This is a genomic window from Rahnella sp. AA, from assembly GCF_002834385.1.
In the GTDB taxonomy this organism is placed as follows: Bacteria; Pseudomonadota; Gammaproteobacteria; order Enterobacterales; family Enterobacteriaceae; genus Rahnella.
This window is the reverse complement of sequence record NZ_PITQ01000010.1, coordinates 119,352-131,506: the sequence shown is the minus strand read 5'-3', so window position 1 is coordinate 131,506 and position 12,155 is coordinate 119,352. Positions and strand designations below refer to the sequence as shown.

Below are 12,155 nucleotides of genomic sequence, written 5' to 3'. Positions count from 1 at the left end.
TCAGCATTGATTTAAAAAGAGCCTTGAATCAGTTTAAACACGAATGATGTCATACAGGTTGAGTATCTGATGACGCCCTGAGAAATATCAACGATGAGGAATTATCATGTCTGCTGCATTATTTGATTTAACCGGCAAAACGGCGTTAGTGACGGGTTCTGCCCGCGGTTTAGGTTTTGCTTACGCACAGGGGCTGGCGGCGGCCGGGGCTGGCGTGATCCTCAATGATATCCGCGAAGAACTGTTGCAGGAATCTGTCCAGTCACTGCGTAATCAGGGTTATCAGGCGCACGGTTTTGCCTTTGATGTCACCCGTGAAGATGCCGTGGAAAGTGCCTTCGCCGCCCTCGAAGCACAGGGATTGCAGGTGGATATTCTGATCAACAACGCCGGGATCCAGTATCGCAAACCGATGGTAGAACTGGAGCTGGAACAATGGCAGCGCGTGATCGATACCAACCTCACCAGCGCCTTTATCGTCTCCCGGGCGGCGGCTAAACGCATGATCGACCGTGGCAACGGCGGCAAAATCATTAACATCGGCTCGCTGACCAGCCAGGCAGCGCGCCCCACCGTTGCGCCGTATACCGCCGCCAAAGGCGGTATCAAGATGCTGACCTGCTCGATGGCCGCCGAATGGGCAGAATTCAATATTCAGTCCAACGCCATCGGCCCCGGCTACATTCTCACCGACATGAATGCCGCGCTTATCGATAACAAGGAATTCGACAGCTGGGTAAAAGCCAGCAACCCGTCGAAACGCTGGGGTAAACCGCAGGAATTGATCGGCACTGCCGTGTTCCTGTCCTCGTCCGCTTCCGACTACATCAACGGCCAGATCATCTATGTCGATGGCGGCTGGCTGGCAGTGCTGTAAGCGCCTGCCTGAACTCTGAAAGACTTTGCCCGCGGCAGCCTGTGCCGTGGGCAGTACCCTGCATCTGCATGACCAAACCAATAAAAAAAACTGACCAGGACACTCAAATGAAAGCAACAAAGTCGCGATTTTTTATCCTGTCGCTGTTGTTCATTGTGACGGCCATTAACTATATGGACAGAGCGAATCTGTCCGTCGCGGGCAGTAAGATCCAGTCCGAATTCGATCTGAGCGCCACGCAGCTCGGTCTGCTGTTCTCAATGTTTACGTGGTTTTATGCTGCCAGTCAGATCCCCGTGGGCTATGTGTTGGACCGCATAGGCTCGCGTATTCTCTACGGCGGCGCCATTATTCTGTGGAGCATTTTCACTTTCCTTATGGGTTTCTCCTCGCACCATCTGTTCACGACTGCCACCGCCTCGTTCCTGATGCTGCTCGGCTGCCGCGCACTGATCGGCATAGCGGAAGCGCCGTCGTTTCCGTCGAATACCAAAATCATTGCCACCTGGTTTCCGGACCATGAACGCGCACGCGCCACGGCGATTTACTCCAGCGCGCAGTATATCGGCCTGGCGTTGCTGACCCCGGCGCTTTCCTACGTTGTGGCGGAATACGGCTGGGAAATGTCGTTCTATCTTTCCGGCGGCGCAGGCATTTTGTTCGGCATCTACTGGCTGATGAAATACCGCGACCCTCAGCACAGTACCGGCACCAACCAGCAGGAACTGAATTACATCCGCGAAGGCGGTGGTTACGGCTCCACAAATCAGGCCAGCGTCAGCGAGAAAGTACGCTGGAAAGACATCAAATATTTCCTCAAACAACGCACTATCTGGGGATTGTTCATCGCGCAGTTCGCCTGCTCTTCCACGCTTTATTTCTTCCTGACCTGGTTCATCGTCTATCTGGAAAAAGGGCTGCATCTGTCGATCACCAAAGCCGGGATCGGCGCGTCATTCCCGTATCTGATGGCGATGGCGGGCGTCCTGTGCGGCGGTACGCTGAGCGACATGCTGCTCAAAAAAGGCAAATCGCGCACCTTGGCCCGCAAACTGCCGGTGATGGCCGGTTTGTGTCTGACGATGGTGATTTGTCTGGTGAATTTCTTTGAAGATCAGCCGACTGTCGCCATTGCCATTTTATCCGTCGCGTTCTTCGCCAACGCCTTTTCCAATCTCGGCTGGGTGGTGTGGAGCGATGTGATCCCGCGTAACTTTATCGGCACGATGGGCGGCTGCCTGAATATCTGCGGCAACCTTTCCGGCATCGTCAGCCCGATTGCCATCGGCGTGATCCTGCAACGCACCAACAATTTCCAGTACGCCATGTGGTACATCGCCGCCGTCGCGCTGGCGGGTTTACTGGCTTACACCTTCCTGGTCGGCAAAATCGAAGTGATCGTGCCGCCGAAATCCGATATTCCCAATCAGCATCGTGCTGACTCAAATCAGCAGAAAATAACCGGAGCATTGAAATGAGCACTCAACACAAAATTACCTGTAAAGCCTGTTTCGCTTATGGCGAAAAAGACGTGCGCGTGGAAAAGCGCGAACTGGAATACAGTGACAGCGATATTCTGGTGAAAGTCGTTTGCGGCGGCATCTGCGGTTCTGACATTCACTATTATCAGCACGGACGCGCCGGGATGTCTGTGCTTAAACACCCGATGGTGGTCGGCCACGAGTTTGTCGGCGTGATAGAAAAAGCGCCGGCAGATTCAGGTTTCCACGCCGGTCAGCGCGTGGCGGTCAATCCCTCGCAGCCGTGCAATCACTGTGCATTTTGTCTCGAAGGGAAACAGAATCTGTGCAAAACCATGCGCTTTATGGGCAGCGCGCAGTTCAATCCGCACATCAACGGTGGATTCTCTGAATACGTTGTGGCGACGAAAGCCCAGTGCTTTGCCTACAGCAAGGTGCCACCTAAGGTGATGGCCTTTGCCGAACCCACGGCTGTGGCTATCCACGCGGTGAATGTCGCCGGAACGCTGGTTGGTAAAAAAGTACTGGTGATTGGCGCGGGGCCGATTGGTTGTCTGATCCTGGCAGCCGCCCGCAGCTCAGGGGCCTCGGAAATTGTCGCTTCCGACGTCAGCGCCCGCTGTCTCGAACTGGCCGTTGAAATGGGCGCCAGTGCCACATTCAACCCGATGGAGCAAGGCAGTGCGGACCACTATCAGGAGAACAGCGGCTATTTCGACGTAGTGTTCGAAGCCTCTGGCAGCCCGGCGGCCATCCAGTCTACCGTCGCTTTCACCCGCCCTTCCGGCACCATCGTACAGGTCGGTATGGGCGCGGCCAGCGTGGAATATCCGGTCATGCCGATGCTGGTCAAAGAGATCACCTGGGTGGGTTCTTTCCGCTTTATCGACGAATTTGCCACCGCCGTCGCCTGGCTGGAAGACGGTCGCGTCAATCCGCTGCCGTTACTCAGCGCAGAATATGCGCCGGAATCCATTGAAGAAGCGTTGATTGCCGCCGCCGATAAAACCCGCTCCTCGAAAGTGCAGATTACCTTCTGATACCTGCCCCAGCGCCACCGCTTTTCGTACCGGAAAAGCGGTAAGGGGTCCGCTTGGAATACGGAAAATAAACCACGCCAAGGCTACTTTTCAACCAGAATGCTCTTGCCTCCCCCCGAACTACGGGGCTACTGCGTTTCAGTGTCCTAAACCGAACTTGGCCCTCTAACCCCGTCACCGGCATATCCGGAACATAGACAGATTCAGCTGAGCTGGCAAATCGTCAAAAAAAAGGATATCTGAAGAGATTGTAAAAAAGGCCGCACAGGCGGCCTCTTTAGCTATTTCTTATTTTTAGTTGAACAACGCTTACCGCTTACGCCAGAGCGTCAGTTCTGCCACGGTATGCTGGAATTTTCGCGCGGTTTCGCGAATGACAAATGGCACGTTTTGCGGTTTTTGGATCTCTTCAAACTCACTTGCCAGAAGGCGGCATAGCGCCTGATGCGTTGTCAAAGCTTCACCATTTTCACGTAATCCTCCCAGCCAGTTTTCCTTCGATGTGAACTCTTCCAACCAGGTATACGGCGAGGAAAGCATCAGCAAGCCGCCGGGGCGGATCATCGGTGCAATATCTTTAAGAAAGCGTGCAGGCTCACGCAGGCGGTCCAGCAAATTCGCAGCCAGAACCAGATCGTATAATTCTGCCTGAGGTTTCAGGTTGCATGCGTCACCCTGCACAAAACTCACCCGCCCTGTCTGCTCTGCGCTGATATTTGCGTCGGATAATGTGACCTGGCAGTAATCCACCAGCTCGCCCTCTGCCGGTATGACATACCGACAAGCCTCACCGCGTGACAATGCCAAAGCAACATCAATAAACCGTGCGGAATAATCCATACCGACTACCGAATCGAAATGTCGGGCGAGCTCAAAACTGGCGCGGCCGGTAGCACAACCGATATCCAGCGCCCGCCCTCGCAATGACGTATTGTTGACTGCAATATCAACCAGTGTTGATGCATAATTTGCAACATCAAAATGGCGTGGTCCGTACTGGAAATCAAGATACTGAGCCACAAGGCCGTCAGTTTCATAAGGATTCACGGCCATGACTTCCTGATGACCGGACACCACATAACGAAAGCCCGCATGCTGGAAAAAGTGGCGGCGAAAAGCATAGCGGGAAGACTTCAAGGCCTCATTACCCGTCGAAATCCAGCTCCCCCCTTTGATCATCGAATGCTTGCCATCAAACGTTGGTGTTGAAAAATCGTCATACAATGGATGCACGCGGAAACCATCAAATCCACCGATCGGCGTTGAAGTCCACTGCCATACATTTCCCACGATGTCATAAAAATTGCCCTGCGCGAAATGATCGACCGGGCAGGAAGACGCCCATCCGGCAAGGTTGATGTTGCCCGGCGCTATATCCCAGTCAGGCTGATCACCGGGAACCCGATTGCGTAAAATCATCCATTCCGCTTCCGTCGGCAACTGTACTGACTCTCCGGTCTTCGCCGCTTTCCAGCGACAAAACGCTGCCGCTTCTAACTGGTTAACTTCTGCTGGCCAGTCCCACGGCATAGGCACTTCTTCCGTCATCAACCGTAGCTTCAGCTGTTCAGGTTCTTCGGGTGAACCGACCCAAAATGTCGGCATTTCTGCCTGTGCAAAATCACGCCAGCCGGCCCCTTCTTCATCCCACCATTGCGCTTCACGATAGCCACCTTCCTGCACAAAAGTATAAAATTCTGCATTACTGACCAGCATTTTACTGGCACTAAATGCCTGAATTTTATGTTCTGATGACCCATATTCATTATCCCAACCATAAGTATCATCACGCTTACCGAGAGTGACAACGTCACCTTTAACGGCCAATATTTCATTCACCGGCACCGTATTTCTGTCATGGCGGGCAAGATTACAAGATGGCCAGTGTGGTTGCGGTTTGACCCATTCCACTGGTAACTGCCGGATCAGGACACTGGAGGTCTCCAGATGAATACGTTCATGCTCGATACCCATCAGAATCACCCACGCCGGGCTATTCCACCCCACCGGCAAACTCAGTGGCATGGTATCGATAATACCAAGGATATCGTCACGGACTTTGTTGCGATATATCCGTAAATTTGCGACAGATGGCCAGTTATAGTGCTGATCGTCAAGATCGTCCCAACTCATCTCATCGACGCCAATCGCCAGCATCGCTTCAATCTGAGAATCGATGCGCCGGGAAATTAACCCGGCGGCCATCAGCTTATTGATATAAAAAGTTGCGGTATGCCCGAAATAAAAAATCAGCGGGTGACGAAGTGAAATAGCCTTATTGAAATAGGCTCGTTCATCGGCCAGGCAGTCAAACAGGCTTTCGTACAGTTCCCAGGTCTGAATAAAATAATCACGAATTTCCTGACGCTTTTGCTCTGCGGTTCCGGTACTGAGCAAAATTGTCTGTGTCGGTTCAGGCAGCCCGATGGCGCTCTTTTGTTGTGAAAGCATCATTCATTCCTCTGTCTTCTGGCGTTACCTAATCAATACCCAAGTGTAGCAGGTCACATTTACGTCTTTTCCCGGCACTGTCTGGCCAGGTTTTTTATCTCAGCTCATTTAGCCATAAAATCCGTAAGAATCTCTTTTACTCCATGAAAAGCAGTGAAGTAGGCGGTATCTGCAACGATTCACCTTCAAATTCATGGTGCAATCCAAGGTAATCCGGAGCACCAATGATGCCCTGAATATTGTCAGAAAATGCTTCCAGCGCCTGTTTCATTTGTGGCAAATAGTCGTGTGTGTCATATACGCGGTCGATGCCTTCCAGTGAATGATTCATAATTTTGCGTGCAACATCGTTAGGAACATTCAGGGAAGATAACTTAGAACGCGCCGTTCGGCGCAAATCCCGGGTGGCAAATGGCTCGATACCCAGGCCGCGTTCCGCGCGTAACATCCGCCGGATCACCTGCGTTATGGCTCCCCGGGATAATGCTTTTTGCGGATTACGCGGCGACGGAACCAGCCACGGGCTATCTTTCGGGCTGGATGAAATCAATGCATTAATGCAGGTAACCATTAACGGCGTCAGTGGCAGGCTGTGGTCGCGTGCCGATTTGTTGCGTGTGCCCTGCCTCCAGACGCCAATTCGTAAATGGAATTCATCTTTTCGGGCGCGAATGACTTCATCTGGCCGCCTTGCCGTTAGCAGACACAGGCGTAACGCCCAACGGCATTGCTCAGAAACATCCCATAAATCAAGTCCATGCCAAAAAATCCAGATTTCAGCATCGGTCAGCGATCGTTCGCGCGGCGGCGTATTTCTTCCCCCTACGTCGCGGCGTTTCATCGAACTTAACGGGGAGTGTGCCAGGTAGCCTTGCGTTTCTGCCCAACCAAAAAATTGCTTACACAACGCAAACACCCGTTTAGCCTCGGAAATTTTTCCATCCGCCAGTAAAACGTTGAATAACCGGTTCAGGCGCAAACGTGTGATTTTATTCAGGGGAACATCACCGATAACGGGTAAAACATGTTTCATCAGGGAAGAGACTGCAATTTCCGGACGGCGGCGTGTCAGAACCAGTGAAAGACGGATCCAGAGGTTGACCACCTGTCCAACCGTTGCGTTTCCCTCTTCGTCAACATTATCCAGTTTTGCCAGCGGCGTCATTTTCACATTCTTGAGATAAGCCAGAACGTGGCGGCCCACATTTTCGGCTGCAAAATCTGTTTCGGTTACAGTTCCATTTACCACGCTATTCATTTGCCACATTTTACCCGAAAAACCATAGGGCGGAGTTATAACAAGCCTGAGAGTCATAGGCAAAAATTTTGTGACTCCAGACCTATTAAGTCTGGAGTCACAATGACAACGAAGGACGAAAAATAAAGGATTCATGAGAAGGATTATCGGGATGAGATTTGACTAAAAAATCAGCAAATATAATGATGTAGCGCATATTTTCGGATGTAGTCATCGTTATACGTTATGAATTGACGAAATAATCGTCACCTTTCAGAACTGAGCGCTGACTTTCGATAGCGCGTTTTCAGCTTCTGTAGCGTAAATGTTTCCCTAAAGAAAATTTTGCTTATGCCGACATGTAAATAGTTAAGGATCCTTAATCCCATTCAAATCGCAGTCTGGCCACGGAAATGTCACTATGCGCAATAATCAACCAGTATCACAGCGGGAATATCAGTACCCTGACGACGCAACTCTGATGTCGACGACAGATGCCGACAGCCATATCACCTACGCCAACGATGCTTTTATTGAAGTCAGTGGTTTTGCCAGTGAAGATATTATCGGGCAGCCTCACAATATTGTGCGCCATCCCGATATGCCACCTTCAGCATTCAAAGACATGTGGACAACATTGCAGCAAGGTTTTCCGTGGACAGCGCTGGTCAAAAACCGCCGCCGCAACGGAGATCACTATTGGGTTCGTGCCAACGTCGTCCCGATTATTCGCAGCGGTAAGACTAAAGGTTATCTTTCAGTTCGCACCAAACCTACCGCGGCAGAAATTACGGAAACCCAGACGCTGTATGACAAAATGAATCGGGGGGAGCTCAACAACCGCCGGTTGCATCGTGGCCTGTTAATCCGTACCGGCCTCACCCGCGGGCTTTCCATTTTGAAAACCCTGTCGGTACGCTGGCGGATCCGCAGTGGTCTGATCGCCTTACTGATCATTAACTCAGCCGCAATTTCAAACCTGACAACATTGCCTGACATACAGCTGTATACAGCTTTCGCGCTCAATACTCTTTTCATCTTATTACTGGGATTTTGGCTTGAATGGCAGGTCACCCGCCCTGTTGAACAGCTATGCAGCCAGACATTGCGGGTCGCCAGCGGGGCCAGCCACACGATCACCCCGATGGAACGCGTCGACGAAATTGGAATGACATTGCGCTCGGTCGGACAGTTGGGGTTAATTTGCCGGTGGATGGTTGATGACGTTAATGACCAGGCACATAAAGTTCGCACCGCCAGTGAATCGCTGGCCAATGGTAATGAAGCGTTGAGCCAGCGTACGGAACAAACCGCAGCCAACGTTGGCGAAACGGCAGCGGCGATGAATGAAATGAGCGCGACGGTCGAGAGCAATACGCAAACTGCAGCTGATGCCGACAAGTTATCACTGACAGCAAGTGCAGCGGCGGAAAAAGGCAGCAATGCCATGCAGGAGGTCGTTGGCACCATGCAGGAAATTACTGACAGCTCGCACCAGATCGCGACGATCACCAATGTTATCGACGGCATCGCATTTCAGACTAACATTCTGGCACTCAATGCGGCAGTAGAAGCAGCCCGCGCCGGGGAACAGGGAAAAGGTTTCGCCGTGGTGGCCGGTGAAGTTCGAAGCCTTGCACAACGCAGTGCCAGTGCAGCCAGTGAAATCAAACGGCTAATCGACACCAGCGTGGAAACGGTGGTATCGGGATCCCGGCAAGTCGATCAGGCGGGTAAAACTATGGCTGAAATCGTGGCACAGGTCAGGAACGTCTCATCTCTGATCGGACAAATTCGTAATGCGACCAGCGAACAAAATCTGGGATTACTGGATATCGCCAAAGCGATTGAAGAACTGGATCGCATCACACATCAGAATTCGCTTCAGGTACAGGAAGGTGCGCAGGCATCTTCAGGCCTGAAACGACAGGCCGACCGCCTGGTCGAAGCAGTCGGGGTCTTCAGGTAGTTTGTTGAAATGCGTTCATGTACAGCACCAGATCCGGATAATTAGCCGAATCTGGTGCTGGTTATTTCCCGACTATTTTTCTGGCTTCCCACTCTGACGCCAGCAAAGCATACAAATATTCACTGCACCATTCACCTTTCAGAAAGCAGTTTTCCAGAAAGCTTCCTTCGCGCCGAAATCCTGCTGACCCGAATAACCGGTAACTGCCGTGGTTGCGGATATCGGTAACAGCGTACACACGGTGCTTTTTGAGATGGTCAAAAAGATACGTCAGCAGCAGATTTAATGCGCTTTTCGCGATACCTTTTCCCTGCCACTTCGGGTCAAGCGTTATGCCCAGCTCCACCTGATAGTCATCGACAAAGTGGAGCCCGAAATCCCCAACCATACCAAATTCAGCATGTTCGATCGCAATCTGAAACCAGTTATCCGGCGTACCAAAAGGAATTTCATTCATCTGTTCAAACAACAATTCCGCCTCCGGGCGGGTGAAATATTCCCAACTCTGATAACGGGCGACGGCCGGATCCTGGCGATAACGGGTGAAAGCGCCGAGGTCATCATGATGAAAGTGACGCAGACTGAGTAAAGATGAGGCCAGTAAAGTCATAGAGATTGCTCGTTAATATAAAAGACAATTCATTCGTTATATCAAAGTGTTATTGTTTGTGGAACCGTTTCCGTATCAATAAAAAAGCCGGACGAGGTTTTCCCTGCCCGGTCTGATTTATCACGGACCCCGCTCAGCCCACTGCCGGACTCAGGCGTTCGCCAGCCTGAACGCAGACACCGAGCGGGTCAGATGAAGCACCTGCTCTTCCAGTGAAGCCGCCGCTGCTGCAGATTCCTGCACCAGCGCCGCATTCTGCTGGGTGACGCCGTCAATTTCTGTCACGGCCTGCTCAATCTGACTGATCCCACGGCTTTGCTCATCGGACGCCGTCGAAATATGTTCCATCAGAACGTCGACCTGCGTAACCGATGAAATGATTGCCGAAATAGATTCGCCGGTACGGGAAACCTGATCCGATCCTTCCTTTATATTGGCAACCGATTCAGAAATCAGACTTTCGATTTCTTTTGCCGCTACCGCACTTCTCTGCGCGAGACTGCGCACTTCGCTGGCGACCACCGCAAATCCGCGCCCCTGCTCACCGGCGCGTGCGGCTTCAACCGCGGCATTCAGCGCCAGAATATTGGTCTGGAAAGCGATGCTGTTGATGACGCCCGTAATGTCCTCGATCTTTTTAGAGCTGCTGTTAATGCGCCCCATAGTTCCGATCACATCCTGCGCCACCTTCTCGCCCGCGCGGGCATTTTTTACCGCTTCGCGCGTCAGACCGCTGGCCCGGCTGACGTTTTCGGTATTTTGCTTAACCGTCGCGCCCAGCTCTTCCATGCTGGCGGCAGTTTGTGTCAGCGCCGCGGCCTGTTGTTCGGTACGCGAAGCCAGATCGATATTGCCTGCGGAAATTTCCTGCGACGCGTGCGCGACGGTATGGCTGGTGTCACGTACCTGCCCGATAATTTGGGTCAGGGACTGACGCATATGTTCCATCGACTGCATCAGTTCTTCAATTTCACTGCGGGAACTGTTTTTAAACGGTACCGGCGTATCGAGATAACCTTCTGCAATTTTGCGGCAATGATCGCGCGAGCTCAGCAGCGGAGTCAGAACGAAGCGCTTGAGTAATAACAACACGCCAATAATGATGATCAGGAACAGTAAACCAAACGCAATCGTCAGCCCGATACCAAACTTAAAATTGCCCTGAGCGTCGCTGTTAAGATTTCTGGCGTACTGCTCATGCAGCGCCAGCACTTTATCCAGCACCACTTCGTACTGATGATCAAGCTGAACTACGGCCGGGATCCGCGCTTTAAACTGCGCCTGATCACCCGCTTTCGCCGCATCAATCAACGGTTCGATCCCGTTCTGACGATAGTTCTGATAAGCCGTGCGGTAAGCCTCCGCCAGTGCATTTTCGCCCGGTAATTTTGGTGCATTTATGTAAGCCTGGAATGCGGCGTCCGCTTTTCCCATCACTTCACTGACGCCGTCCAGGGAAGTAGCAGAAGGTTGGCCGACGTTGTTTTCAATTTCCTTCATATATTCCATCACGCGAACACGCGAGGTACGGCTGTGGTTGATCGGGTCAATGATGGAAAGCACCACGCGGATTTCCTTATTCACGTCATCCAGAGACTGGTTGCTCTGCGTCAGCAACCAGACGTTTGAAATCATGCTGGTAAAAAAGAGAGCAAAAAGAACAACTAAAACAAGCAAAGAAGACTTTTTAAGCGACATCGGTACATTCTCAAAATGGGGCTGGAGTCTGTTTATCGGCAATTTGCACCAGATGTTTAACATTCCCATCGCCCTATCTGAAATTTACGGCAGGATGATCGGTGTCTGTAAGGACGTCAGCGGGGTACACGACAGACTAAATCTGACTATTCGGAAGAAAGCGTTTTCCCTATTTTTGAAATGATCTTTCACCCCTGAATTAAGAAATTTGTGTTCAGCCTCTTTTAAACGATCTTTAACAGGAAATTTTCCTGACGATCAGAAATTTGTAAATCAGAGGAAATAAATATTATCACACCGATGAAAAATAAATTCATACGGCATGAATCATTCACCACGCGAATAATTTTATGGAGAATAGAAGAAAAAAATTATATTTGTTCTCTTTTCTTACCCTGTACTAAATAAAAATTCATTGCGAGTTGTTATATATTTTTTGAGGGTGAGCAACCCATTCTTAAGGAATTTCTTACGACCCTCAGCTTATAAATAAATCTACTGAATCCCGAAACCCTTACTGTATGCGGCCTGCGGGGCCATATGAAAAAAAATATTATATATCAATAAAATGATCTGAATTTGTTCACGCAGAAATTAGTAACTATTGGTTACATATTTAATTTCCATTAAAACAAGTAATGTTTCTAAAATGACTCCTACAGGTACTTATCTGAAATTTTCTTTTCAGGTAAATTCAAAAACACACTGCACAAATGTTCCCGTAAATATTTTGTCTCGCTTGTGACCCTGGTTTTAGTTGCACACCGACGTGCATAAAAAGGATGTTTTTTG

At 50.8% G+C, this 12,155-nt stretch carries 8 protein-coding genes; 4 read left to right on the top strand and 4 right to left on the bottom strand.

The window, feature by feature from the left end; genetic code table 11:
• Positions 1–106: 106 nt before the first annotated feature.
• The 3 genes from CWS43_RS21240 to idnD all read left to right on the top strand — a co-directional run bounded on the left by CWS43_RS21240 (position 107) and on the right by idnD (position 3,398).
• The gene (locus CWS43_RS21240; protein ID WP_101079115.1) at positions 107–877 is read left to right on the top strand and encodes an SDR family oxidoreductase; all 771 of its coding nucleotides are present in this window, start codon (positions 107–109) and stop codon (positions 875–877) included.
• Between the two features lie 107 nt (positions 878–984).
• Entirely contained in the window at positions 985–2,355 is a 1,371-nt protein-coding gene (locus tag CWS43_RS21235) for an MFS transporter (protein ID WP_101079114.1), read from the top strand.
• Positions 2,352–3,398 carry an L-idonate 5-dehydrogenase gene (idnD, locus tag CWS43_RS21230; protein ID WP_101079113.1) on the top strand — a complete coding sequence of 349 codons (1,047 nt, stop codon included), beginning with the start codon at positions 2,352–2,354 and terminating at the stop codon, positions 3,396–3,398. The genes CWS43_RS21235 and idnD overlap by 4 nt, the downstream gene beginning before the upstream one ends.
• Before the next feature lie 309 nt (positions 3,399–3,707).
• Here idnD and ovoA read toward each other — a convergent pair whose 3' ends face one another.
• The gene (gene ovoA / locus CWS43_RS21225) at positions 3,708–5,849 is read right to left on the bottom strand and encodes a 5-histidylcysteine sulfoxide synthase (protein ID WP_101079112.1); all 2,142 of its coding nucleotides are present in this window, start codon (positions 5,847–5,849) and stop codon (positions 3,708–3,710) included.
• Between the two features lie 136 nt (positions 5,850–5,985).
• Positions 5,986–7,107, bottom strand: a complete 1,122-nt coding sequence (locus CWS43_RS21220) for a site-specific integrase (RefSeq protein WP_101079185.1) — start codon at positions 7,105–7,107, stop codon at positions 5,986–5,988.
• A gap of 400 nt (positions 7,108–7,507) precedes the next feature.
• Here CWS43_RS21220 and CWS43_RS21215 point away from each other — a divergent pair, with 400 nt between their 5' ends.
• On the top strand, positions 7,508–9,055 hold the full coding sequence (locus tag CWS43_RS21215; RefSeq protein WP_101079111.1) for a PAS domain-containing methyl-accepting chemotaxis protein: 1,548 nt from the start codon (positions 7,508–7,510) through the stop codon (positions 9,053–9,055).
• Between the two features lie 61 nt (positions 9,056–9,116).
• Here the strand turns inward: CWS43_RS21215 and CWS43_RS21210 are convergent, their stop codons facing one another.
• Entirely contained in the window at positions 9,117–9,665 is a 549-nt protein-coding gene (locus tag CWS43_RS21210) for a GNAT family N-acetyltransferase (RefSeq protein WP_101079110.1), read from the bottom strand.
• Between the two features lie 150 nt (positions 9,666–9,815).
• On the bottom strand, positions 9,816–11,363 hold the full coding sequence (locus CWS43_RS21205; protein ID WP_101079109.1) for a methyl-accepting chemotaxis protein: 1,548 nt from the start codon (positions 11,361–11,363) through the stop codon (positions 9,816–9,818).
• Positions 11,364–12,155: the final 792 nt, after the last annotated feature.